Source organism: Desulfogranum aggregans (genome assembly GCF_055398265.1).
Window position 1 is genome coordinate 4,091,755 of record NZ_AP042447.1, and the last position, 24,843, is coordinate 4,116,597.

Genomic DNA, 24,843 nt, shown 5'->3' on the forward strand with positions numbered 1-24,843 from the left:
CTTTTACCACCCCGCGTTCAGAAGAACATAGGACAGGGGGAGGAGGTAGAGCAAAAGCAGCACTCCTCGGTAAGCGGCGAGCTGCTTGAAAAATACAGCAATGATCAGACCGGCAAAAACAGCTGTTCCCCGCAGTCCCATGGACATGTAGCTCCACTTGAGAATGGTCGACTCAAGACCGGTAACCACCAGCAAGGCGGCAAAAATAAGGACAGTCAGTGCGCTCAGTCTCACCAGATGAATGGGGGCCATGCTCTTGCTGAGCGCATTTTTTCCGCTCAAAAAGTCATTGTAGATATTGGTCGTCACCCCAAGCACAAGCCCCGCGCCTGTCCCAAGAACAATGAGAAGAATACCGGCAGAGAACAAGGCGGCAAGTACTGGCGGAAATGCCTGCTGGAGAAAGAACGGCAGGGCCTGGGCTGGGCTTGCAGCTACCTCGGGATATTGAGCGCGGAGGTAGAGGCCAACAAGAATACCCATAACGCCGATGGGCGGGATAATGACGGCACTGATAAAGGCTCCGTTTCGGGCTTCGCGCACATCTTTAGCCGAAAAAATCGCCTGCAGGTAGATCTGGGTGGAGAGCACCCCGATGAGCATGGAGGCAATGTCGATCAGCGCCGTTTTTTCTCCATACCGGCTAAACCCCAGCATATCCAATTCTTGGGGTAAACCGGAAAGTATCATTGCCATGCCGCCGCCTTTATACAGTGCCGTTGCCGCACTGATGAACATGACAAAATAGAGCATATAGAATTTGATTTTCCCTATCAATCCCGCACCGGTAACTCCCCCTGATAGAACAAACATGCCGATAAGGGCCATGGTGACCAGGATGGAGAACACATCGCCAAGGTTGAACACTGCCTGCAGAATAGCTATGGCCGCAAGGAACTGGCCGACAACGTGGATAAACATGCCTGCCGAATTGAGGGTGCTGCAATAGTACCTGAACCTTTGGCCAAAATACCTGCCCAGGTATTCGGAGACGGTGATCACCTTTTCCTCCCTGAGCGCACGAGCAAAGAAACAGCCGAGAAGAAAGCAGGAGAGCCCGCTGCCAAAGGTGAAGATGCCGGCGGCAATGCCATGGGTATAGGCTGTCTGAACCGTACCGATGGTGGATACACCGCCGACCAGGGTGCCGATAATGACCCACGAGACACCGGAACGTGAGAGTGACCTGCCGGCCACTGAAAAATCTTCCGCAGACTTGACCTTTGATGAACCGCGAATTGCAACCACGCTGATGCAGAGAAAGGTAAGTATGAAGGTGGCCTGGTAAATATGAGTATTCATGATGGCTGCACGCTGCATCCTGAGACAGACGGACCTGAAGCGCTCCTTTCTGGTACCCCTGGGGTTATGACTTTTCCAGGAAAAGGCGTTGCGGTAGACAGGAGACTTCTGTGAACCTTTTGCACAGGGCTGCCATGGGTGTGCCGGCTGATGCTTCGTTGCAGGGGAAGCATACTGATGTCACTCGTTGTTTTCTGCATTTTTTTTCAGTCGTTTATGCAGCGCCTGTCTGGAGACGCCCAGTAGCCTGGAGGCTTGACTCTGGTTATTATTGGAAGCGGCAAGGGCAAGTTCCACCGCATAGTCACTTAATTCGTTCAGGGTTGGGAAATAACCGAAAATCGATACCAGCGGGTTCGTTGTTGCTGTGGTGGGCATGGACGGTTTAATCGCTCCTGCCAAGCGGCTGAAGATAACCTCATCATTGATTACCCCTGCATCGCTCAAGGCAACCGCATCATAGATATAAGCCTTTAATTCTCTGATATTACCTGGGAAAGTATGCTTTATAAGCGCCTCCATCGCCTGCTTGCTGATGTGAGGGACATTTTTTTTCATCATTTCGGCCGCCTTGTGCAAAAGATGCTGTATGAGCAAGGGAATATCTTCCTGCCGCTCCCTCAACGGAGGAACGTTGATCAAATGGGTGCTTAAGCGATAATAAAGGTCCATCCTGAACGCCCCCTCTCTGCTGGCATGTTTTCTTAAATCCTTGTTGGTTGCAGTAACGATGCGTGCCTGACATCGCTGCGGTGTATCCGACCCGAGGGGATAGTAAATGTTTTCCTGGAGCAGGCGGAGGAGCTTTACCTGTGATGACTCGACTAAATCGCCGATTTCATCAAGAAAAATTGTCCCGTTTTTGGCTTTGTCGATCATGCCTGGTCGGTCGGAATCGGCCCCGGTGTATGCGCCTTTCCTGTGTCCGAAGAGGGTGTCGGAAAATAACGTGTCATCCAGTCCAGAAACATCAACGGCAACGAACTCACCCGGCAACCCACTTACCTCATGAATGGCTCTTGCCAACAGTTCCTTGCCCGAGCCGGTCTCCCCTAAGATCAGAGTGGGCAGTCCACTGGGCGCTGTCGCGTCGATATAGTGAAAGATGGAGAACATCTGTTCATTGGTAGTGATGACATGGGCAAAGGCTTTGTTGGTCCTGGCTCGCTCACCAAAGTGAATACCTTTCAGCGAGAGCACTTCATTGCGCAGCAGCCCTATCTCCAGGGCATTCCGCAGGGCGGAACTGAATGTCTTCAGGTCTATGGGTTTCACCAGGTAGTCGTGCGCCCCCATCTTCAGACAGTGCACAGCGGTTTCGACCTCTGAGTTGGCCGTGATAATGATAACGGGTATATGCGGTTTGTCGGCCCGTAGCTGTTTCAGCACTTCCATGCCGTTCAGCTTAGGCATGTTTAAATCAAGAAAAACGATCGAGGCCTGCTTCCTCTCCAGAGTGGAGAGTACTTTGCGGCTGTCGCTGACGGTCACCACATTGTCCACCCCCATGGAGTTGAGCAGCAGGGTATAGGCTTCCAGTTCAGCCTGTTCGTCATCAACGAGAAGAACTCGGCAGCTCTTCATCTCTGCAGTAATCATGATGGGGTGTCCTTTTCAATTCGTTTTAGCTTGATTGAAAATATGGTTGAGCCCGGCTCGCTTGCCACGGTTAAGGTTCCGCCCATCTCTTTTTCGACGATCATCTTTGCCATGTAGAGTCCTACTCCGGTACCGGATCCGGATGATTTGGTGGTGTAGTATGGATTGAAAATCAAGGGCAGGGAGTGGTTGGAAATGCCTGGTCCGTTATCCATTATATTCAGGTAAACACCTGCATCATCGCCATCCACGGTAATCTCGATCTTTTTCCTGAAAGGACTGTGTCCCTGCGATGCCTTGTCCAGCAGGGCATCCTTTGCATTGGTGATGATATTTATCAGCACGTGAACAAACTCACTCTGATATCCGCAAATCATCAGTGTTTTGGCACCGGAAAGGTTGGTGACCGACAGGTTGATATCCGCATTTTTTATCTGTGCTTCCATCAGTTTGACTGAACTGAAAACAACATCAAAGACATTGAAGTTCTTTTTCTGTTTGGATGGTTTGAAAAAGTTGCGGAAATTATCAATGGTTTTTGACATGAATTTAATCTGGTCGTCCGCACCGGTAACGATCTTGTCGACTAAGGCATCGCTTAAGACATTATTCAACTGTGCTGCCTGGAGACTTGAAATATAAGTAGAGAGCGTGTTGAGCGGCTGTCTCCATTGGTGGGCAATCATACCGAGCATTTCCCCCACGGCTGCCATTTTCTGAGTTTGCATGAGCTGTGCCTCTGCATCCACTCTTTTGGATATATCTCTGATACTGGAAAGGAGCAATTTTTCCTCATTGAGTCGTAACAATTTGATATTGACTGAAGCCGGGAACTGGGTTCCGTCCCGTTTGGTGAAAGACCATCTGAAATAGTACTGTTGTCCTTTTTTGGTCTTTTCATATATTTGATCAAGCATTTCATGGCTGGGCGTGCCGTCCGGCTGGTACACCGGTGAAAGGTCCAGCAGGGATGCCTCAAGTAGTTCCTTTCTGGACATGCCGAACATTTCTTCCGCCTTTTTGTTGCACTCTGAAAGCCGATGGCCCCTGCTGATGACGATACCATCATTGGCTACATCAAACAGTGTTTTATAATAGGTTTCCACCTCCTTTCTCTTCACAATATTCCACTTTAAGTCTTTGGTAATACCAGTTATTTCTTTTTTATGCTCCAAGAGGCTGGAACTGTACCGCTGACTGAGCATGAGGATCATCATCCCGCTGCCGCCAACACTGAACAGGACGATTAACGCCAATATGCCGAGCGCTCTCAAGGTCAGTTCGATGGCGAAAATCATGGTATTCTGCCGGGCCTGCTCCCTGGCTTCCACGTAGGGGGAGGTGATGCATAAAAACCAATTCGAGCCGGAAATATTTTTATAGGAAAGTATAGAGTCTTCGAGATTGCGGGACCTATAACGGACACTTTGGGCAGCAGTACCCCCAAAGCTCTCCATCTGCTTGAAAAGCTCTGATTCCAATCGGAAGACATTTTCCTTCATGACGTAGTCCCGATCGGGATGAAGGAGTATGGTGCCGCTGCTTTCCACGATGAAGGCAAAACTGTTTTTACTGAACTTGTGTTTCAGGATATTCTGTTCAAGGGTGTCTAATACCGTATCAGCGCCTACCACCCCCACGAATTCATCGCCCACCACCAAAGGACTGACCAGTGCGATGACCAGGCTGTTGGTGACAAGGTCGATGTGCGGCGTGGAAAAACTCATTGTGTTTTTTTTAAGGGCATGGAGGTACCAGGGGCGCCAGCTGGTCGAATACCAGGGTGGCGGGACCCAGCCGGCACCATCGATAAGGGAGCCGTCTGCCTCCAGTCCAATGTAGACGTCACTGAAATACCCAGCTTTCATCGCCATCTGCAGCGGCCCGTGGGTTTCCCGATTGTTCCCTATGCTGTCCTCGGGCAAGGACTCGATCGCGGCTCTGAGAATTTTTTTCTGTTGCGCCATCCAGATTTCAACAATATTTGCTGTTTTTTCTGCTGCCTCCTCCTGGTGCTTAAAAATGGTCCGTTTTACAACGTCGCGTGAAATGCGGTAGTTCAGGCCGACCGCCAGTAAGACGACGATGGAAATGATCAGCATGATCAGCATGCTCTTTTTACTTTGAAAGCTCATGATCTTTCTACAATAGAAGAGGTGTCGGTGAGGGAAACCTTTCAGGGGGGAACCGTTCGATTGTCCCTGCATGGAGCCGTGCATAGTTCTCCTAATTTTTGCAAATATCACGCCAGATGATCTGGACGTATGCAAGGCGACAGGTCGTGCAGGGTGGCGCCCTCCCTCAGCTATTCATGGACCAGCCTGCTGGGAATTGTACCCTGTGTGCAACGGATACAGGAGTACTCTTTTCCCCTTCCCCCGTGAGTCAACCGTGCTTGACAGTGTCAACCCTGGTTGACATGGTGGTTGACATTCAACAAAAAACTCCTCTCGAAGAACTCAATTTATCTTTTATCTATTTGAAATTTATGTATAAATTTTCAGCCTGTTTTTTGGGCATGCTAGTTGCTTTAACCCACAGTAACCATTATGGGCAGGCGTTACACGCCGGCGTCATTGTCGCCTGCTCGCGTCATTCAATCGAGATAGGAGCGTATTATGCTGGAGAAAGTGATGGATGTTAAAAATAAACTCATTGCCGCGGCGTTGGCCGTTGGCATGATCTGCGGTATGGTCGTTACCGATGCTGCAGCAGCAACGTATAACTGGCGTTTTGCTAATCTGTACGGACGAGGAACTGCGTTCGGCGCACTCTACGAAGAACTGGGTAAGAATATCGAAAAACTCTCAGACGGAAAGATCAGGGTCCAGGTACTGTACTCTGGCGAGGGAGTTGGTACCTCCGGGCTTTTAAGTGCGGCCAAATCAGGCATGATCACCATGGTGGCACCGTTTCAGTCCATGCATGCCGGAGAATTCCCCGCAGGTATAGTTGAAATCGGCTTGCCTGGCGATACCTCCACTCCCGAGGAACTGTACGCGCTCTTTCATGAGCAGGGGTGGGCACCAATCCTCACCGAGGCTTATGGAGAGCACGGATTGGTCTGGCTGGAGCCCTATATTCAGCCGCCGGTCTACGTGCTGACCAAAAAGCCGATCGAATCCATCGAAGACTTTCAAGGGCTCAAAATACGTGCACCAGGTGCATACGGAAAGTTTCTCCGAAACCTCGGCGCCTCACCTGTTTCTCTTGCCTGGGGTGAAATCTATACCAGTTTGGCTACAGGGGTCATCGACGGTTCCATTGGCAGCAACATGATCGATCATCGCGACGGTAACCATGTTGAAGTGGCCAAATACATGTATCCACTTCCTCTTGCAAGCGCGCAGGTGCTTCCCATACTGGTGAATCAGAAGGCATGGAACAAACTCTCTGATGAGTTGAAGGCAGCAGTGGTTGAGGCGACCAGGATCCATGCACAAGCCCAACTGGACAACTCAAGGGAATGGGAGAGCCAGGCCGTGGCAGAAATGGAAAGCAAGGGCCTGAAGTGGAGTCCCGAGCCAAGCGACGCGGACAAGGCAGCCTGGGCAAAAGCGGCTGAAACACTGTGGCAGGAGTATGCCGGTGCCGATAAATACAGCAAACAGCTTGTAGATATCCTCATGGAAAAATAGCTCCACCCTCTTCATTCAACAGGTGCTTTTCAGCCACAACGGAGTACGTCAAGCAATTTGCCGTACTCCGTGAATCAACAGTGTAGGTGTATCCATGTTTGTATCCATATTGCGCTGGTTTTGTCGTCAAGTCGACCTGCTCTCTCAGCTCGCCGGCTATGCGGCCTCAGTTCTTATGCCTGTGCTGGCGTTTATTGTCTCCTTTGAGGTTTTCTGTCGCTACTTTCTCAACCGGCCATCTATTTGGGCCTTTGATGTGTCTCTGTTTCTTTTTGGCTATATCGCAATTTTGGGCGGAGCGTACGCCCAGCAGCGGAGAGCAAATATTACGGTTGATATTCTCTACAAAAAAGTCTCGCGGAGAACCCGGCGGGTATTTGACATTATCTCTTTTACCGTAGGTGTTTTTTTCCTGGTGCTCATGCTCTACCTGAGTGCGGACAAGCTTCAGGATGCTCTCCAGTTCAATACCCGCAGGCAGAGCGAATGGGCGCCGCCAATGCACCATTTCTGGATTATGACCATTATAGCCTGCGCGCTCTATATCCTCCAGCTTGGCAAGGACATCATTGCCAACGTTTTTTTCCTGGTTACCGGCAGTGAACTGACACCAAAGAAAACATCTCAATCAAGCCACCTGCAAGCGGAGAAGGACAATGGGAATTGAAGCTCTGACCGCCATTTTACTGTTTTGTATATTCTTTTTCTTTGCGTTGGGTGCGCCGGTGGGCTTGGCCCTTGGCGGTATCGCTATGGGCGTCGGATATTTTACCTGGGGGGAAGCGGTGTTTAACGTCATCCCGACAACCATTGAATCCACCTACTTCAGTTTTATTCTCCTTGCCATACCGCTCTATATCTACATGGGCCAGTTTTTTACCAAATCCGGTATTGGAGACGCGATGTTTGATGCGAGCCAGATGCTCATCGGAAAAATTAAAGGCTCGCTTGCAATCAGTGTCATTGTGGTCTGTTCAATGATCGGGGCCATGGTGGGCATTATCGGAGCCGGTATAATGACATCAGGGAGTATTGCTCTGGGACCTATGCTGGATAGGGGCTATGACAAACGATTAGCCCTCGGAGTCATCATGGCCGGAGGCGCTTTGGGGATCCTCATTCCCCCGAGCATCCCCATGATCATGTTTGCCGCTGCAACCCATAACTCTATCGGAAAGATGTTTATCGGTGCCATGATGCCGGCGCTATTAACGGTGATACTACTTATTACCTATGTATTCATCAGCTGTAAGCTCAATCCCAAGAAAGCGCCTATTACCGCTGCCGATGCAGACAATCAGCAGCGGCCGTTAGGCGAGAAAATCTCCATTGCCCGAGACGGTTTTCTTACCATGCTGCTTATCGTGGCCGTATTGGGGAGTATTATAACAGGGATCGCCACCCCGACCGAATCAGGCGCCATTGGTGTTGCCGGGGCCGTTCTGTTGTCGATTATCTTCAAACGATTCAAGGTGAAGATGTTTCTCAGTGTCGGTCTGCAGACATCCATCCTGGTCAGTGTAGCCATGTGGATCATTTTTGGTGCTTCTGTTTTCAGCAACTTTCACCTGCTGATGGGAGTGCAGTCCATGGTCTCCAACTTTGCCCTCAATCTCGACCTGCCGCCTATCATGATCATCATCATGTTCCAGGTGATCATGTTGTTGCTCGGCTTCATTATCGATGAATTTATCATCGTCCTCATGTGTGCACCCTTATTCACGCCGGTAGCAGTGTCTCTCGGCTATGACCCCATATGGTTCGGAGTGTTGATGATCCTCAATATTCTCATTGCAGTCCAGACACCGCCGTATGGTTTTGCCCTGTTTTACCTAAAAGGGATTGCCCCGATCGGGGTAGGTATGGCTACAATTTACCGTTCCGTCATCCCCTTTATAACCGTTAACTTTATCGTTCTGGTCATCTGTATGCTGTTTCCTCAGATTGTCCTGTGGTTGCCAAATAAGGTTTTGGGATAGACTGAACCTATTACAATAAAACATATAAAGGAAAGTAAATGCGTACTGTAAAAAGTAATGCCGAACTGCAGGAAATTCGCAATCAGGTTATTGCAAAAGGGAATGTCAGCGGCACGTCCTCCTATGTTGCTCATGCACAGGGAGCGGTTATCACCGATGTCGAGGGGCAAGAGTATATCGATTTCGCTGGCGGTATTGCGGTGATGAATGTGGGCCATTCTCATCCTAAGGTGGTCAAGGCTATTCAGGACCAGGCGGAGAAATTTACCCATACCTGTTTCATGGTTTCTCCCTATGAGTCGGCTGTTCGGCTGGCACAGAAACTATGTGATGCGGTTCCGGGAAATGCTCCCAAATCCGCCATGTTTGCCAACAGCGGGGCGGAAGCCGTGGAGAATGCGGTTAAAATAGCCAGATATTTTACAAAGAAGCAGGCCATCATTGCTTTTGACAGTGCCTTCCACGGGCGCACCTTGATGGGCATGTCCCTTACTTCCAAGGTGAAACCGTATAAACTAGGCCTTGGTCCGTTTGCTCCTGAAGTATACCGTATGCCCTATGCAAACTGTTATCGATGTCCGTTCAATAATCAGTACCCGGCGTGTGATCTTGAATGCGCTGATCACCTGGAGCATATGTTTATCAATACCGTGGCAGCGGAAGAAACCGCAGCGGTCATCGTGGAACCGGTTCAGGGTGAAGGTGGATTCATCGCTCCGCCCAGGGACTATTTTCAACGGCTTAAGTCCATCTGCGAAAAAAACAACGTGCTGTTTATTGCCGATGAAATCCAGACAGGTATCGGTCGAACCGGTCATATGTTTGCCATGGAGCATTATGGGGTTGAAGCTGATATCACGACCACGGCAAAGAGTCTTGCTGCCGGTATGCCTCTTAGTGCGGTTGTTGGTAAAAAGGAAATCATGGATGCGGTCCATCCCTCGGGCATCGGTGGTACCTACGGCGGTAATCCGTTGTGTTGTGAGGCGGCATTGGCGGTTTTTGATATCTTTGAGAGCGAAAACCTCCTTGAGCAAGCTGTCGCCCTGGGGCGTACGCTGGAAGACCGGTTTGCAAAGCTTCAGCAGCAGTATGACCTCATAGGCGATGTACGCGGTATCGGGCCGATGATTGCCATGGAACTGGTCAAAGACAGAGCAACAAAAATACCTGCTGCGGACGAAGCCAAGGCGTTGGTCAGATACTGCTTTGACAATGGCTTACTTATTCTGGCCTGCGGCACCTATGGGAACGTTATCAGGTTTCTCATGCCCCTGGTCATAACCGATGAACAACTGAACAAAGGCTTGCAAACCCTTGAACAGGGGTTTGCCGCTTTGAGCAAATAACACTTCTTTTCCTATGCCTTCAAACATGACCTGCTCTGGACTGTGTGGTACCCTGGACAGGTCATGCTGTTTTTTACCCGCCTTTTTACCGAGGAGTGACAAATGCACGGGTTTTATAACCGTATCCTGACCATTGATCTAACAGAGAAAGTTTTCGATATTGAAAACGTTTCCGACGATATTCTTGAGCAATGCCTAGGAGGCAAGGGGTTGGCTACCCATTTGCTCCTTGAGCGTAACCCCGTTGCAGTTGATCCGCTTTCCCCGGAAAATCACTTGATCTTTGCTACGGGTCCCTTTTGCGGCGGCCGTCTGTGGGGGGCCAGTCGGTTTGGTGTCTATACCAAATCTCCGCTCACTGGTTTTTACACCGAATCCTATTCAGGAGGAAGGGTGCCCGAATCCATTGATTCCACCGGGTTTGATGCCATACTCCTGGTCGGCAGGGCGGACAGGCCGACAGCACTAGTCATTCATCCGGACGGGGTGTTTTTTCATGATGCCGCTTCCCTGTGGGGAATGGAGACCTTTGCCGCTGAGGAGGAGGCGTTAAAGACGTATGGTACCGGCAAAGAGGGGTATGGCAAGCCGGGTGCCGTGGTTATTGGCCCTGCCGGGGAAAACCTGGTGAATTTTGCCATCATTGCCAATGATAAATGGCGCTGTGCCGGGAGAACCGGGGTAGGGGCGGTGATGGGATCTAAACGGGTCAAGGCCATTGTCTTTCAGGGTGACAGGAAACGCGTCTATGCAGCGCCTGATCAGGTGGCTGCATATGCCAAGGCGTTTTCCACGCAGCATATGCAGAATCCGGGGGTCAAGGCCTACCGTAAAATGGGAACAACCATGATGGTCTCCCTGATGAATACTGCCGGTGCCTTTCCTGCAAAGTATTGGAGTCAAGGCTCCTGTGACCATTGGGAAAAAATAAGTGGTGAAAAGTATCACGATGAACACAAGATCAAGCCGCATGCGTGTGCGAAATGCTTCATGGCCTGTGGCAGGTTGTCCACCTTGTCCAGAGGACGTCATAAAGGGCTGCAACTTGAAGGCCCGGAGTATGAGACCATCTACTCCTTTGGCGGCCTGTGCATGGTAGAGGAGATGGAAGAGGTCGCCTACCTCAACGATCTCTGTGACCGGTTGGGCATCGATACCATCACTGCCGGGAATCTTTGTGCCCTGGTAATGGAGGCAAAAGCCCAGGGCCGTGTCGAATATGCGATAGAGTATGGCCATGCGGATCAGGTGATTGCCCTGGTGGAAAAGATTGGCATGCGGCAAGGTATTGGCGATATTCTCGCTGATGGCATCCTTCCCGCATCGAGATATTTTCAGGTTGAAGACCTTGCTATCCATGTCAAGGGACTGGAGCCGGCAGGGTATGATCCGCGGAAACTCAAAGGCATGGGGCTGACTTTCGGCACCTCGCCCAGGGGAGCCTGTCACCTGAGAACAACATTTTATAAACCGGAGCTTGCCGGCTGGATCCCTCCTGATCAGATTAAGGGAAAGGCGGAAATGGTGGTCGAGTATGAGGACCGGCTCAATATATTTGATACCCTGACGCTCTGCAGATTCTATAGAGATCTCTACTCTTGGGAGGAACTTGAAAAAACCCTTGAGCTGGTTACCGGCGCCCCCTTCCCACAGGAGAGGCTCAGGAAAATCGCGGCACACATTGCGAATATGACCAGAGCATATAACCTGAGGGAGGGACTACAACCTAAGGACGACCGACTGCCTCAAAGGCTCCACAAAGAGGCGTTAGCGGATGGGAGTACGCTCACTGCAGAAGAAATGGAGTACTTGCTGCAAGACTACTATCTGCACAGAGGATGGGACCAGAATGGTTTGATTCCAACCGGTGAGACCGGGTGAGTCTTGGACGTGCCGACATTGGTGCCTCCCCTGAAAAGGCGGAGGACGGCAGGGGGCTGGGAGAATCGTTGCTTTCTTGATTGAGCTGAATTTGCTCACGCATTGCAGCCTCCTCCATTTCCGGCTGAGGTGGGCAAAGGGCAGGAGGGTTTGCAACCTTCTTAATTCGGGCTAAGTTGTCGAGGGGCAGGAGATGGATGGGAGTGCCCACTCAGCTTGGACTGAGCGTGCCGAAGCCCGTTTGTCTATCGTCAAGCTATTGGCCGCCCAGGAAAAATACCATAGCTCTCAAAGAGGAGGGAGATCATGATGCGTGTCCTGATGTTGACCGTTTTGTTGATGATGGCGCCTGTTACCGGAGTTGAGGCGTCCTTCGATCACCAGATATGGGACCGGCTGCTTGGCGAGCATGTACAGTTGATCAACCAGGGCCAGGCGAGCCAGGTTGATTATCGGGGCATGGCTGTTGACGAGGAAAAACTTGATCAATACCTCGATGCACTGGGCGCGGTCAGCCGGGCATCCTTTGCGCAGTGGTCCCAGGAGGAACAACTCGCCTTTCTGATCAATGCCTACAACGCGTGGACCGTCAAATTGATACTGAGCAAATACCCTGACTTGGAATCGATTAAAGACCTGGGGTCGCTGTTCCGTTCGCCATGGAAAAAACAGTTCATCCCCCTGTTCGGCGAACAGCTGTCGCTCGATGACATTGAGCACGGCCTCATCAGAGAATCGGGGCGGTACAATGAGCCACGCATCCATTTCGCGGTCAACTGTGCAAGTATCGGCTGCCCGGCTCTGGCAAATCATGCCTATGCAGGCGCAGCCTTAGACGCTCAGCTTGAGCGGGTAACTGGTCTGTTTCTCGCTGACCGTACGAGGAATCGCTTGGTAGACGGCCGTCTGCAGGTAAGCTCCATTTTTAAATGGTATCGCGAGGATTTTGAGCGCGGCTGGCAGGGGGTTGACTCGCTGCCGACATTTTTCTTTCGTTACCGCCAAAGTCTTGGGCTGGACCGGCAGCAGGCTGATGCGGTCGTTGCCGGTAAGGTACCCATTACCTTCTTTGACTATGATTGGCGTCTCAATGACGTACGCTGAAAGGAGGAGCATTAATTACGCGTTGTTGGCAGTACCGGCAAAATCAATGAGTAAACCTCCGCTTAAGCGGCAAGTCGATCTGGAAAACAGTGCCTTGTCCTTCGCTGGAGGAGACGGTGATTGAGCCGCCGTGGGCCCGAATAACCCCGTAAGAGACTGAGAGCCCCAGGCCGGTACCGTCGCTTTTGGTGGTAAAGAAAGGATTGAAAATTTTTCCCCGAACTGTCTCGTTGATACCTGGTCCGGTGTCGGCCACCTTTACCCGCACCCATTGCCCATGGGCGCTCCCGGACAAACACAGTTCTCCTTTCCCTGCCATGGCCTGCACCGCATTGAGCAGAATATTGGTGAACACCTGCCGCAATCGCTCGCGATCCCCTTCGACAGCAGGCAGCTGCGTAGCAAAGCTTTTTTTAATCTCGATTCCGGCCATCGGCGCGTGATGGCTGAGCTGGTCAAGGATGTCATCCAGCAGGTCAGGTATGGGCACTGGCTCCAGGTCGAGGTCCTGCTCCCTGGATGAGCTGAGCAGATTTCGCGTGATCAGCGAAATCCGTTCAACCTGTTTCAGTATCTCGGCCAGCTCCTCTTGTTCGCCGGCGTCGGCCGCCAGGCCCATCTGCAGAATTTCAACATTGCCACGGATAATTGCCGCCGGGTTATTGATCTCGTGGGCCACCCCGGATGCCAGCGAGCCTATTGCCGCCAATTTCTCCTGGTGCAGCAGTTGTTCCTGGGTTTGAATCAGCTCCAGGCTTTTTTCTTCCAGCTGCGAAGTTCGCTGGGCAACTTTTTTTTCCAATTGGCGATTGAGCTCCTGCAGTTCCAGGTCACTGACTCGCAGGGCGTTGGTCATTTTGGCAAAAGCGGTGGTGAGGTGTCCGATCTCGTCATGACCGGCCACCGGTAAAGACACATCTCGCTGGCCACTGGCGATTTTTTCCGCAGAGCGAGCCAAGGCCAGAACAGGTTTGGATAATCGCTGGGCAAGCCAACCAGCCAGCAGACCGCCGAACAGGCTACCTACAATCAGCAATCCAAAAAGGGTCAGGAAGGCACGGTTTTTTACCGCAACCAGCGGTTTCTCCAACATACCGACATAGAGTGCACCAATCGCCTCGCCCCTGTCATTCATAATCGGTTCGTAGTCGGTGAGGTACCATTCATTGACCACAAGTGCCCGGTCGAGCCAGATTTCCTTTCGTTCTAATACTGCCTCGGCCACCCGGGGGGAAATCTTGGTACCTATAGCGCGTTCACCACTTTTCAAGCGTACAGTGGTGGCCACCCGTAATTCTTTAAGAAAAATGGTGGCACTGCCAACGGCAACCCCTTCAAAGGTGTCCTGACCGTATACCAGTTCGCTGATTCGATCGACCAGGACCACATTATTGTTGAGCATCACCCCGCCGTAGAGACAGCCGACAGGCAGACCAGACCGATCAAGCAGCGGGACAGCTGCAACCAGGAACATGCCACGCCGCTCCAGCGGCTTACCCCCGGCTGCAGGGCCGTCAATTTGAGCACGCAGAGCCAGCTCCTGACTTTCGTGTTCCATTTCCGTTTCACTCAGCAATACCATCCCCTGGTAGGGCCCGTCGGCCAGGGCTCTGAGGACAAAATCGGCGGCGCGTGGCACCTGCTCAACGCCGGCCTGCAGCAGTAATTTCCCCTGCGGATTGGCTATATTGAGGATGTCCAGCTGTTCCTGCTGCCGGATTTCACTGAGGAGGGTGCCGAGAGCGGCAGGGTCTGCGCTCTTCGAGGTGCCGCTCAGGGGCAATGATCGGGCGGTAAAGCGCACTACTTCGTACAACCGTTGCTGTTCCCGTTCCAGGACAGTTCGCGCGGCGTTCAGATCATTACGGATTTGCTTTTGGGTCTGCTCGACGATTGAAGCGTTGATCAGAAAGGAAGCGGCAAGCGCCACCAGTACCAAAATGAGCACCAGTGGTGTTACAATAGCCAGCGTCAGTTTACTGCGAATCGAGTAGAAACCGTAGGAGAAAGGGCTGGTCATGCGTCGAGTAACTCGTCTTGGTTTAGATCGAATTCCTTTATTTTTCGATCGATGGTCCTGCGTGTCACCCCGAGCAGTTTCGCTGCCTGTTTTTTGTTCCATTTGGTTTGCCGAAGTGCACGAGTAACCTGCAACCGCTCTGTCTCGCGCAGGTTAAGGGGCAACGCCTGGTCATCTTCCGGCTGCGGCGGCTGGCTGGTAAACGGCAAGTGTGCAGGCATGATCACCTGATCACGGGCGATAATTGAGCAGCGCTCCATAACGTTTTCCAACTCACGCACATTCCCGGGCCAACTATACCTTTTCATCGCCGCCAATGCCTTAGGATCAATGCCTATCACTGTGCGTCGGGTCTTTTTGGCGATTTTTTTCAGGAAATGCGCAGCCAGGGGCTCAATATCTTCTTTGCGTTCTCGCAGCGGCGGCAGCTCCACAGGAAAGACGTTGAGGCGATAGAACAGATCCTCGCGGAATGTCCCGGCAGCGACTTCCTGCTGTAAATCCTTGTTGGTGGCGGCGACGAAGCGGACATCGACCTTCCTGATGGTGGTCGAACCGACCGGGATAAACTCTCCCTCCTGCAGTACTCGCAGCAACTTGGCCTGTAGCGGCGGGCTCAGTTCCCCGACCTCGTCGAGGAACAGGGTTCCCTGATTAGCCTCTTCAAGCAACCCCTTCTGCGCCTGAACTGCTCCGGTAAACGCGCCCTTGACGTGACCAAACAGTTGGCTTTCCAGCAGGGTCTCCGCTAAAGCAGCGCAGTTCAGGGCCAGAAAACGACTGCCTTTACGCGGGCTGGTATAATGGATAGCGGCGGCTACCAGCTCCTTGCCGGTACCACTCTCTCCCAATACCAGGACGCTTAAATCGCTGTCAGCAGCACTGAGCGCCAACTCATAGGCCTGACGAAAGGTATCGCTGCAAAATATCGGGTCGGCAGGGACTTTCTGTTCCTGCAGCTCTTTTTTCAGGGAACTGTTCTCTTCGCGAAGGCGATGCTGTTCAAGGGTGTGTTTGACCACGGCAAACAGTTTTTCCTGCGGGAAGGGCTTGGTCAGGTAATCATAGGCACCGACCTTCATCGCCTCGACCGCTGACTCTATGGTGCCATGTCCGGTCATGATGATGGCCGGCAGTTGCGGTCTCTTCAGCTGCAACTGTTTCAGGACTTCTATACCATCCATTTGCGGCATTTTTACATCAAGCAGCAACAGATCGGCATCGCCATCACCTTTCTCCAGGCTCTTGAGCAGGAATAACGGATCGGCAAAACTTTCGACCTGGTACCCCCAGTTCTTCAGCATTTTGCTGAGGTAACGCCGCATCCCCTGTTCATCATCACAGATCAATATTTTTGTCGTCATAGCCTCTCTGTCATGTATCAACGAGTGTCCGCCATCGGCCGGGTTCAGACCATGCGTTTTGTTTGAGGCAAGGTACACGCCACTTTCGTTTATTCAAAGGAGTATAACCAGATTAACGGTTTGGGCAATCGTCCACTGAAAGATACAGATATTTTACACACCTTCTCGGGGATTCGCCTGCTCATGGAATAGAAATGGTTTAGTCCAAAGAGCTTCCCGTCCGCCTTTCCTGTCCAACCTGATCAAAGTGGGTATTCCTGTCCGGCGACGGACAGAATGGAGCAGGGCTCCTGCCGAAAGTAGACGCAGCCCATCTTTCGTTTCTGGACAGAAAACAGAAACTTTTTTTCTTTTTTCCAGCACCTTCAGCTCCATCAACAAAAAGCATACGGCTTGGTATGCCCTTTGCCTAACACTGATAATCCATTTTTAATTATTTTCTAATTTTCCAGTAACAATTCCACGTGAGGGGAGAAAAGAATGGGAATTTCGAGACGTAATTTTTTAAAAGGGAGCGCACTAACGGCTGGCACCGTTGCATTGACCGGTAAAGCGGCCAGTGCGAGTGTTGACTCCCCGGAGTTGCGCACCAAAGGGTTGAAGACCAGCACTACCGTCTGCCCCTATTGTGCGGTCGGTTGCGGCATGATCGTCCATACCAAGAACGGCAAGATCGTCAACATCGAGGGCGATACAGAACACCCAATCAACAGGGGATCGCTCTGTTCCAAAGGTAGTGCCCTGTTTCAGGTGGCCAACAACGAACGCCGTCTGACAAAAGTTCAATACCGCGCACCAGGCAGTAAAAAATGGGAGGAAAAATCCTGGGACTGGGCAATGCAGCGCATGACCCAGCTGATGAAGGAAACCCGTGACCGTAATTTTGTCCAGCAGGAAGAGATCGACGGTAAGACCTACACCGTTAACCGCAACGAAGGCATGGCCATGATCGGTGCTGCTGCGCTGGACAACGAGGAGTGTTATCTGCTTGGCAAGTTCGGTCGTGCCATGGGGGTCGGCTATATCGAACACCAGGCGCGCATCTGACACAGCGCAACTGTCGCCGGTCTGGCGGCTACATTCGGTCGTGGAGCAATGACCAACCACTGGAATGATATCCAGCACGCCGATGTCATCGTGTGCATCGGTTCAAACCCTGCAGAGAACCACCCCATTTCCTTCAAATACGTGGAGATGGCGATGGACAAAGGCGCCAAGCTGGTCTCCGTCGATCCACGCTATACCCGTACCTCGTCCAAGGCGGATCTTTATGCCCAGCTCCGCCCCGGGACCGATATCGCCTTCATGGGTGGTTTGATCAACTACGTACTCAAAAATGATCTGATTCACAAAGACTACGTGGTCAATTATACCAATGCGGCGTTCCTGGTAAGCGAAGATTTTGCATTTGACGATGGCATTTTCTCCGGCTATGACGCTGAAAATTTCAGCTACGATAAAGAGAGTTGGGCCTATCAGCTGGACGATAACGGGATGGCCAAACGTGACGATAGTCTCCAGCACCCGCGCACTGTCTACCAGTTGATGAAAAAGCACTACGCCCGCTACACTCCGGAAAAGGTGTGTGAGATCACCGGAACCGAAGTGCAGAGCTACATGGAAGTGGCCCGCACCCTCGCTTCGACGCATAAAGCCGGCAAGGTAGCGACCATCATGTACGCCATGGGCACCACCCAGCACACCCACGGGACCCAGAACGTACGTTCCTACGCTATGATGCAGCTGTTGCTCGGCAACATTGGTCTGGCCGGCGGTGGAATAAACGCCTTGCGTGGTGAGTCCAACGTCCAGGGATCGACCGATTATGCGATCCTCTACCATATCCTGCCCGGCTACCTGAAAGTGCCGACATACGACAATGCGGACCTGGCGGCATACAACGCCAAGTGGACCCCGCAGACTAGCGATTCCCAGAGCGCCAACTGGTGGAGCAACACCCCCAAGTACATGACCAGCCTGCTCAAGGCCTACTGGGGAGATGCTGCCACTGAAGCAAATGATTTCTGCTACGATTACCTTCCTAAACGCAGTGGCAATTACTCCTACATCAGACTGATGGAACGTCTGCAGCACGGAGGTTTCGAGGGAATGATCTTCATGGGAACCAATCCGATCGTTGGTGGCCCGGATGTCAATGCTATTGCCTCGGGGATGGATAACCTCAAGTGGCTGGTCGCCGTGGATCTGTGGGAAACCGAAAGTTCGGTCTTCTGGAAACGTCCTGGAGTCGATCCAAAAGATATCGATACAGAGGTATTCCTGCTGCCGGCCGCTTCTTCGGTGGAAAAGGAAGGATCTATTTCCAACTCCGGTCGCTGGGCTCAATGGCGCTACAAAGCAGTCAATCCGCCCGGCCACGCTGAGAGCGACGCCTATATCGTTGACCAGTGGGTCAAACGTCTCAAAGAGCTGTACAGCAAGGACGGTGTTTTTCCTGATCCTATCGTCGATCTGGCCTGGAACTATGGTGACGGCCATGAGCCGGATATCGACCTGGTCGCGCGCGAGTGCAACGGCCGATTCACCCGTGATGTGGTGATCAAAGGCAAGGCGTTCAAAAAAGGGCAACAGGTGCCAAGCTTCGCCTACCTGCAGGCGGATGGTTCAACCTCGAGCGGTAACTGGCTCTATTGCAACTCCTACACCGAGGAGGGCAACAAGATGATGCGCCGCGGGCTGGAGGATCCGACCGGAATGGGGTTTTACCACGATTGGGCCTGGTGTTGGCCTGTCAACCGGCGAGTGCTCTACAACCGCGCGTCAGTGGATGTTAATGGTCGCCCCTGGAATCCGGAAAAGCCGGTTATCAGCTGGAATAAACTGACCCGCAAATGGGAAGGCGATGTGCCAGACGGCGGGTGGGTACCAATGAGCGAAGATGGTACCAAGTCGCCATTCATCATGATACCCGAAGGCTATGGGCGGTTGTTCGCAGCCGGCTTGGCTGACGGGCCTCTCCCCGAGCACTATGAACCAATGGAGAGCCCGGTTGCCAACGCCATGACCGGACAGCAGTGCAACCCGGCGGTATCTGTTCCCGGAAAGATTGACAACAGCGGCAGGTATCCATACGTCGGCACCACCTACCGGGTCTCTGAACACTGGCAGGCCGGTGCAATGACCCGCAACCTGCCCTGGCTGGTTGAGTTGGTTCCTGACATGTTTGTCGAGATCAGTGAGCAGCTGGCTGAATGGAAGGGCCTGAAAAACGGCGATATGGTCACCGTCAGTTCAGAGCGGGGGCAGATTGAGGCACGAGCACTGATCACCGAACGGATCAAGCCGCTGCGCGTGCAGGGCAAACTGGTTGAACAGGTCGGCATGCCATGGCATTTCGGTTTTAACGGCATGGCCACCGGTGGTACTGCCAACACCCTGACCGCAGCGGTCGGCTGTGCCAATACGACCATTCCGGAGTACAAAGCCTTCCTCTGCAATATTGAGAAAGGAGGTATCAAGTCATGAGCAGCAACAAGAGCCCCAAACAGAATGCCTTTCTGATTGACCTGACAAAATGTACCGGTTGCCGTGGGTGCCAGGTCGCCTGCAAGCAGTGGAATCAGCTGGAAGCGGAGGAGACGGAGTTTTTCACCGGTGAAGGGTACCAGAATCCGCCGGCAATGTCAGAGTATACGTTCACCCGCATCAAGTTCCGCGATTATCAGAAAAACGGTCAGAACGAGTTCGCTTTTTACAAAGAGATGTGCATGCACTGCGATGATCCGGCCTGTGCCTCGGTCTGCCCGGTCAACGCGTTTGAGAAGACCGCCGAAGGGCCGGTCATCTACAAAGCGGATCGCTGCATCGGCTGCCGTTTCTGTATGATCGCCTGTCCGTTCGGTGTTCCCAAATACGAATGGAGCAAAGGGCTGCCGCTGGTCAGAAAGTGTACCGGCTGCTACAGCCGGATCAAGGAAGGGCTCCAGCCGGCCTGCGCCACCGCCTGCCCGACCGCTATCACCTACGGTCCTCGGGAGGAGATGGTCAAGATCGCTGAGGAACGGCTTGCAAATCATCCGGACAAGTACATCCGCAAAATTTACGGCCTGGAGGAAGCGGGTGGCACAACGGTCCTTTACCTGACCAATCTGCCCTTTAACGAACTGGGCTTCAAAGACGTCACCCAGCGCCCTCTGCCCGAGTATACCTGGCAGGCACTGCGTTTTGTCCCTGCGTCGTTTCTCGCCGTGGGCGGCACCCTTTCAGCCCTTTCCTGGATAACTCACCGTCGTGAACGGCTGATGAAGAAAAATGCAACCGTCGAGCAGGTCGAGACTCCTGCTGAAAAGAAGGAGGAGTAACGATGTCAACAGCTCGCGTTATTATAAATGAAGTCAAGGGATATCACGGATTCATCAAATTCATGATTTTCATCGTTGCCCTGAGCGGTGTGGCCGCAATGGCCCGTTTTGTCTTCGGTCTGGGCGCCACCACCAATATGGACGATACCTATCCCTGGGGACTCTGGGTCTCTTTCGACGTGGTCACCGCCGTCCCGCTGGCAGCCGGGGCCTTCACTCTGGGGGCAATCGTCCACTGCTTTCATATCAAGAAACTCGAACCGCTTGTTCGTCCGGCGATTGTTACCGGTTTTCTCGGCTATTCACTGGTCTGTGTCGGTCTGCTTCTCGACCTGGGGCAACCGCACAAAGGCTGGCACGTGCTGCGTTACTGGAACCTGCACTCGCCGATGTTCGAGGTCTCCATGTGCGTCATGGCCTACACCACCGTACTGTTCCTTGAATTTCTCTCGCCGGTGGCAGAAAAATTCGGCTGGCATATCCCTCTGCGCATTCTGCGTTGGCTGGAAATGCCGCTGGTCATCCTTGCTGCGGCAATCTCGACCCTGCATCAATCGTCACTGGGTACGTTTTTCCTGATCGCCGTCGATAAACTGCACAACCTCTGGTACAACCCGCTGCTGCCCTTGCTCTTCTGGGTCAGCGCCATCTGCAGCGGCATGTGTATTATCATCCTCGAAGCAACCGCCACCCATAAATGGATGGGCCAGCCGAACGAGGGCGTGCTGTTGCGCACACTAGCGAAAATTCTGCCATTCACCCTCGGTCTATACATAGCGCTGCGCATCTACTCTCTATTGGCGCTGTCGGAAACACCACTTTTCGATAATCCGACCCTGACCCTGCTGTTTGTGCTGGAGTTTGGCATAGGCTTTATCCTTCCCTTCTGCATGTTCATCAGCAACACGGTCCGCAACGACGATCGCCTCCGGTCGCACGCCGCTCTGCTGGTGATTTTCGGCCTGGTACTCAATCGTTTCAACGTCTCCATGTTCGGCATGATGGATTCGACCCATATATACTATCCATCCATTATTGAATCCATAGTGACCATTGGCATCATTACCGCACATGTCCTGTTCTTCGTGCTGATCGCTAAGTACTTCCCGATCTTCGAGCATCATCCCGAAACTGTTGATTACTCCATACCCGACTCGTTTGGCAAAATCGACGACGCCGTTCCCAAAGGGGCATGATCCCTTTTTACCGAAGACCGGACAGGTCTTCGGTACCACTGACCACTTTCCTCCACCGCATGGCCAATGCGTGGAGGAAAGTACCACAGGAACAAAGGCATATTAGGTAAAAAAATTATCCAATGGGTTCATGATGCATAATAACAAGGCACATGGAATTGTTCGCGTTAGACAGGGCCGCAGTGAACACCTTCAACGTCATACCGTCACTGAATACCCTCTGCGTCTGCAGGTCAATGGTCGCGAACTGGCGACTTTGGTTTGTTCCCCGCACCAGCTTGAATTTCTGCTGATCGGTTTTTTCCACTTGCAGGGGTTTATCCAATCACTCGACGATATTGAATCGCTTGATGTTTGCGATACATACGGCCTGGCCAAAGTATACCTGAATGGCAAGTTGCCGGAGCGGTTGCAGCCGACCCTGACCTCCGGCTGCGGTACCGGAATCGCCTACAAACTCCCAACCCGGCTGCTCGACGAGAGCAAGCACCGGCCGCGGTACTACGATACGCGCGCGCTGCTGCAGTTGATGAAGGAACTCAACGACCTGACCGAGCGTTACCGCAGCCATGGCGGTATCCATTCCGCAGCCGTCGGCGACCGGAACGGAATGCTGCTGCTCCACGCCGAGGATATCGGCCGCCACAATACCTTTGATCGAGTGGCTGGTGAGGCCTTGATCCGCAACATTGACCTGCAGGACAAAATGCTGGTCACCTCCGGAAGAGTATCCACCGAAATGGTTGCCAAGGCGGCAAAACTCGGGGTAGGCTTGATCGCTTCACGCACCTCGCCAACTGATAAAGCCGTTGCCCTCTGCGAGCAGGCCGGCATCACCCTGGTCGGGTATGTGCGTGGACAGAATATGGATATTTACACCCACCCGCAGCAACTGTTGGTCAACAACGCCGGAGAGCGAATCAGCGGCGTTACCGGGGTCATCCTGGCCGGTGGGGAGAGTCGCCGTATGGGCAGTAATAAGTCCCTGCTGCCGCTTGCCGGCGCGCGTTTCATCGATCAGGTCTATCGGCGCATGATCGGCCTTTTTGATGAGGTCATTATCGTCACCAACACCCCCGACCTCTACAAAGAAATCCCCTGTCGTAAAGTTCCGGATATCTACTATGCGCAAGGCTCGCTCGCAGGATTGCATTCCGGCTTGTCCCATGCCAAGAGTGAGAAAATCTTCGTCGCTGCATGTGATATGCCATTCATTTCTCCAGCGGTGGTCAAACAAATTTGTGCACGTGCTGATCAGGGAGATGTCGTGATCCCGTACAGCAGTAACGGACATGAACCTTTGCACGCACTGTATAGTAAAAAATGTTTACCAGCGATGGAGCAGGTCCTTGACGCCGGCGTCAAACGCATCATAGCTTTTTTTGACAAGGTGGAAAAGGTTGAGCTACCGGCAAGCGATATTCGCCGTATTGATCCTGAAGAAAAAAGCTTTCAGAATATCAATACGCCTGAGGATTATTTCCGTCTGCGTGGCGCAGTGATCGACACGGATCAGCCGCAGCTGAAACAGGGCAACAATTAAAAGGGGTTCCTCATCTCGGTGACGGGTATTTCTTGACGAAGGAAAATTATATGCCCAACCTGCATCAGGCCAACGATCTGGCGACCCATTCAGCACCTCGACCGGCCACCGAAAATGTTTCGCTGCTCGACGCCAATACTCCGCTCATGGCTCAAGAACGACTCGTCAGTCAGCATCCACCGGCTGTCTCTTTTATTGCCCGCTCCGGGGCCGGTAAAACAACATTGCTGACCAGGTTGATCGCCGAGTTAAAAAAACGTGGTTATACAGTAGGTGCCATCAAACATGGTCCCCCCAACTTTGAAATCGATCGCCCCGGTAAAGACAGCCATCGCCTTTCCGAGGCCGGTGCGGACAGCATGCTTATCAGCGCTGACAATAAACTGGCACTGGTCAAACAGGTCCGGCAAGCACCGACATTCGAGGAGATGCTGACAACCTATTTTCCTGATGTTGATATTATTCTGATCGAAGGGTTCAAAAGGGTTGGTTTACCGAAAATTGAAATCCATCGCCACCAGCACCGTGGTGTGCTGCTTTGTCGCGGGGAGAATCACGACCCGAACCTGATTGCCGTTGTCACTGATGGTGAAATAGAGGTCGATGTCCCGCAACTGGACCTGAATCAGCCGGTGCTTATCGTCGATTTTCTTCTCCGGCACTTGTCCATTACCTGAGGCAAACCAGCCGTTGCAGGGACTGCCATCGCAGCTGATGAAACCGGAAAAAGGCCATCTCGTGTGCCACCACATCGGCACCACTTTTTGTGGTGCGTCCCGTAACTCCTCGTGCGCGAAGTTGCTATGGGCGTTGAAAGTCTTTTCGCGCCTGTTCCACACCCTTCCGAAAAGCGCATCCATCCACATGATCATTCACCAGTCCCACAGCCTGCATGAAGGCATATGCCGTGGTTGGACCGAAAAATTTCCAGCCGCGTTTTTTCAGGTCCCTGCTGAGTAACTGTGAGGTCCTGGTAATGCTTGGGATAGGGGCCTCGCTGTCTTTTTTCCCCATTCCAGGCTCGCGGGATGCAGGTTCCCAGCGCCAGATATACGTTGCCAGGCTACCGAACTCATCGACGATTTCAAGCGCTCGGCGACTGTTGGTAATGGTTGCCTCAATTTTCCCACGATGCCGTATGATGCCGGCATTGCCGAGGAGGCGAGCGATATCATCACCATCAAAGGCAGCAATTTTGTAAAAATCGAAACCAGCGAATGCCTCTCGAAAATTTTCACGCTTTCGAAGTATGGTCAGCCAGGAGAGGCCCGATTGGAATCCCTCCAGGCAGATTTTTTCAAACAGCTTGAAGTCATCAGCAACCGGAAAGCCCCATTCTTCATCGTGGTAGGCACGGTAATCCGCAGGTTCATGCCCCCACCAGCACCTGGAAAATCCACTTTCATCTGTAACAAGGTACGTTGTGTTTGTTTCGGTCATTGGCCGCTCCTCCGCCCGTTGGAAAGATTTTTCGGTAGTGTGCATGGTAGGTGATTTCAGTGTCTGTTTACTCTGCATTCACTCGAGCGCTCCAGTGCGTGGGGAA

Annotated in this window: 17 protein-coding genes; 11 read left to right on the forward strand and 6 right to left on the reverse strand. The window is 52.4% G+C overall.

The window, feature by feature from the left end:
• Positions 1-3 precede the first annotated feature (3 nt).
• The 3 genes from ACZ52Z_RS18060 to ACZ52Z_RS18070 all read right to left on the reverse strand — a co-directional run bounded on the left by ACZ52Z_RS18060 (position 4) and on the right by ACZ52Z_RS18070 (position 5,036).
• Positions 4-1,302 (reverse strand): sodium:solute symporter family protein, encoded by a 1,299-nt coding sequence (locus ACZ52Z_RS18060; RefSeq protein ID WP_464268172.1) that lies wholly within the window; start codon positions 1,300-1,302, stop codon positions 4-6.
• Positions 1,303-1,482: 180 nt separating this feature from the next.
• Positions 1,483-2,901: a sigma-54-dependent transcriptional regulator gene (locus ACZ52Z_RS18065; RefSeq protein ID WP_464268173.1), complete on the reverse strand. Its 1,419-nt coding sequence runs from the start codon at positions 2,899-2,901 to the stop codon at positions 1,483-1,485.
• Complete coding sequence (locus tag ACZ52Z_RS18070) at positions 2,898-5,036, reverse strand: ATP-binding protein (RefSeq protein ID WP_464268174.1); 2,139 nt, start codon at positions 5,034-5,036, stop codon at positions 2,898-2,900. The genes ACZ52Z_RS18065 and ACZ52Z_RS18070 overlap by 4 nt, the downstream gene beginning before the upstream one ends.
• A gap of 483 nt (positions 5,037-5,519) precedes the next feature.
• Here ACZ52Z_RS18070 and ACZ52Z_RS18075 point away from each other — a divergent pair, with 483 nt between their 5' ends.
• From ACZ52Z_RS18075 to ACZ52Z_RS18100, 6 genes are all read left to right on the forward strand, one after another.
• Complete coding sequence (locus ACZ52Z_RS18075; RefSeq protein WP_464268175.1) at positions 5,520-6,539, forward strand: TRAP transporter substrate-binding protein; 1,020 nt, start codon at positions 5,520-5,522, stop codon at positions 6,537-6,539.
• A gap of 94 nt (positions 6,540-6,633) precedes the next feature.
• On the forward strand, positions 6,634-7,206 hold the full coding sequence (locus ACZ52Z_RS18080) for a TRAP transporter small permease subunit (protein WP_464268176.1): 573 nt from the start codon (positions 6,634-6,636) through the stop codon (positions 7,204-7,206).
• Positions 7,196-8,518, forward strand: coding sequence for a TRAP transporter large permease (locus ACZ52Z_RS18085; RefSeq protein WP_464268177.1), 1,323 nt, complete (start codon positions 7,196-7,198; stop codon positions 8,516-8,518). Before ACZ52Z_RS18080 ends, ACZ52Z_RS18085 begins: the two co-directional genes overlap by 11 nt.
• Before the next feature lie 38 nt (positions 8,519-8,556).
• The gene (gene gabT, locus ACZ52Z_RS18090; RefSeq protein ID WP_464268178.1) at positions 8,557-9,867 is read left to right on the forward strand and encodes a 4-aminobutyrate--2-oxoglutarate transaminase; all 1,311 of its coding nucleotides are present in this window, start codon (positions 8,557-8,559) and stop codon (positions 9,865-9,867) included.
• Positions 9,868-9,969: 102 nt separating this feature from the next.
• Entirely contained in the window at positions 9,970-11,748 is a 1,779-nt protein-coding gene (locus ACZ52Z_RS18095) for an aldehyde ferredoxin oxidoreductase family protein (RefSeq protein WP_464268179.1), read from the forward strand.
• A 306-nt stretch (positions 11,749-12,054) separates the two neighbouring features.
• A complete protein-coding gene (locus ACZ52Z_RS18100) occupies positions 12,055-12,852 on the forward strand; it encodes a DUF547 domain-containing protein (RefSeq protein ID WP_464268180.1) in 798 nt (265 codons plus the stop codon).
• A gap of 43 nt (positions 12,853-12,895) precedes the next feature.
• Here ACZ52Z_RS18100 and ACZ52Z_RS18105 read toward each other — a convergent pair whose 3' ends face one another.
• The gene (locus ACZ52Z_RS18105; RefSeq protein ID WP_464268181.1) at positions 12,896-14,872 is read right to left on the reverse strand and encodes a sensor histidine kinase; all 1,977 of its coding nucleotides are present in this window, start codon (positions 14,870-14,872) and stop codon (positions 12,896-12,898) included.
• Positions 14,869-16,236 carry a sigma-54-dependent transcriptional regulator gene (locus ACZ52Z_RS18110; protein WP_464268182.1) on the reverse strand — a complete coding sequence of 456 codons (1,368 nt, stop codon included), beginning with the start codon at positions 16,234-16,236 and terminating at the stop codon, positions 14,869-14,871. Before ACZ52Z_RS18110 ends, ACZ52Z_RS18105 begins: the two co-directional genes overlap by 4 nt.
• Before the next feature lie 480 nt (positions 16,237-16,716).
• Here ACZ52Z_RS18110 and fdnG point away from each other — a divergent pair, with 480 nt between their 5' ends.
• From fdnG to mobB, 5 genes are all read left to right on the forward strand, one after another.
• On the forward strand, positions 16,717-19,722 hold the full coding sequence (gene fdnG / locus ACZ52Z_RS18115) for a formate dehydrogenase-N subunit alpha (RefSeq protein WP_464268183.1): 3,006 nt from the start codon (positions 16,717-16,719) through the stop codon (positions 19,720-19,722).
• A complete protein-coding gene (locus ACZ52Z_RS18120; protein ID WP_464268184.1) occupies positions 19,719-20,558 on the forward strand; it encodes a 4Fe-4S dicluster domain-containing protein in 840 nt (279 codons plus the stop codon). Before fdnG ends, ACZ52Z_RS18120 begins: the two co-directional genes overlap by 4 nt.
• A gap of 2 nt (positions 20,559-20,560) precedes the next feature.
• On the forward strand, positions 20,561-21,754 hold the full coding sequence (nrfD, locus tag ACZ52Z_RS18125; protein WP_464268185.1) for an NrfD/PsrC family molybdoenzyme membrane anchor subunit: 1,194 nt from the start codon (positions 20,561-20,563) through the stop codon (positions 21,752-21,754).
• A gap of 130 nt (positions 21,755-21,884) precedes the next feature.
• Positions 21,885-23,297 (forward strand): formate dehydrogenase accessory sulfurtransferase FdhD, encoded by a 1,413-nt coding sequence (fdhD, locus tag ACZ52Z_RS18130; RefSeq protein WP_464268186.1) that lies wholly within the window; start codon positions 21,885-21,887, stop codon positions 23,295-23,297.
• 50 nt (positions 23,298-23,347) lie between these two features.
• The gene (gene mobB, locus ACZ52Z_RS18135) at positions 23,348-23,974 is read left to right on the forward strand and encodes a molybdopterin-guanine dinucleotide biosynthesis protein B (protein WP_464268187.1); all 627 of its coding nucleotides are present in this window, start codon (positions 23,348-23,350) and stop codon (positions 23,972-23,974) included.
• 124 nt (positions 23,975-24,098) lie between these two features.
• Here mobB and ACZ52Z_RS18140 read toward each other — a convergent pair whose 3' ends face one another.
• Complete coding sequence (locus ACZ52Z_RS18140; RefSeq protein ID WP_464268188.1) at positions 24,099-24,737, reverse strand: DNA-3-methyladenine glycosylase I; 639 nt, start codon at positions 24,735-24,737, stop codon at positions 24,099-24,101.
• Positions 24,738-24,843 lie beyond the last annotated feature (106 nt).

Bases quoted from the DNA above. Each gene is read 5' to 3' on its own strand.
- nrfD (WP_464268185.1), top strand. From the start codon at position 20,561: ATGTCAACAGCTCGCGTTATTATAAATGAAGTCAAGGGATATCACGGA.
- ACZ52Z_RS18060 (WP_464268172.1), bottom strand. From the start codon at position 1,302: ATGAATACTCATATTTACCAGGCCACCTTCATACTTACCTTTCTCTGC.
- ACZ52Z_RS18065 (WP_464268173.1), bottom strand. From the start codon at position 2,901: ATGATTACTGCAGAGATGAAGAGCTGCCGAGTTCTTCTCGTTGATGAC.
- ACZ52Z_RS18120 (WP_464268184.1), top strand. From the start codon at position 19,719: ATGAGCAGCAACAAGAGCCCCAAACAGAATGCCTTTCTGATTGACCTG.
- ACZ52Z_RS18070 (WP_464268174.1), bottom strand. From the start codon at position 5,036: ATGAGCTTTCAAAGTAAAAAGAGCATGCTGATCATGCTGATCATTTCC.
- ACZ52Z_RS18100 (WP_464268180.1), top strand. From the start codon at position 12,055: ATGATGCGTGTCCTGATGTTGACCGTTTTGTTGATGATGGCGCCTGTT.
- gabT (WP_464268178.1), top strand. From the start codon at position 8,557: ATGCGTACTGTAAAAAGTAATGCCGAACTGCAGGAAATTCGCAATCAG.
- ACZ52Z_RS18080 (WP_464268176.1), top strand. From the start codon at position 6,634: ATGTTTGTATCCATATTGCGCTGGTTTTGTCGTCAAGTCGACCTGCTC.
- ACZ52Z_RS18110 (WP_464268182.1), bottom strand. From the start codon at position 16,236: ATGACGACAAAAATATTGATCTGTGATGATGAACAGGGGATGCGGCGT.
- mobB (WP_464268187.1), top strand. From the start codon at position 23,348: ATGCCCAACCTGCATCAGGCCAACGATCTGGCGACCCATTCAGCACCT.
- ACZ52Z_RS18085 (WP_464268177.1), top strand. From the start codon at position 7,196: ATGGGAATTGAAGCTCTGACCGCCATTTTACTGTTTTGTATATTCTTT.
- fdhD (WP_464268186.1), top strand. From the start codon at position 21,885: ATGATGCATAATAACAAGGCACATGGAATTGTTCGCGTTAGACAGGGC.
- ACZ52Z_RS18095 (WP_464268179.1), top strand. From the start codon at position 9,970: ATGCACGGGTTTTATAACCGTATCCTGACCATTGATCTAACAGAGAAA.
- ACZ52Z_RS18105 (WP_464268181.1), bottom strand. From the start codon at position 14,872: ATGACCAGCCCTTTCTCCTACGGTTTCTACTCGATTCGCAGTAAACTG.
- ACZ52Z_RS18140 (WP_464268188.1), bottom strand. From the start codon at position 24,737: ATGACCGAAACAAACACAACGTACCTTGTTACAGATGAAAGTGGATTT.
- ACZ52Z_RS18075 (WP_464268175.1), top strand. From the start codon at position 5,520: ATGCTGGAGAAAGTGATGGATGTTAAAAATAAACTCATTGCCGCGGCG.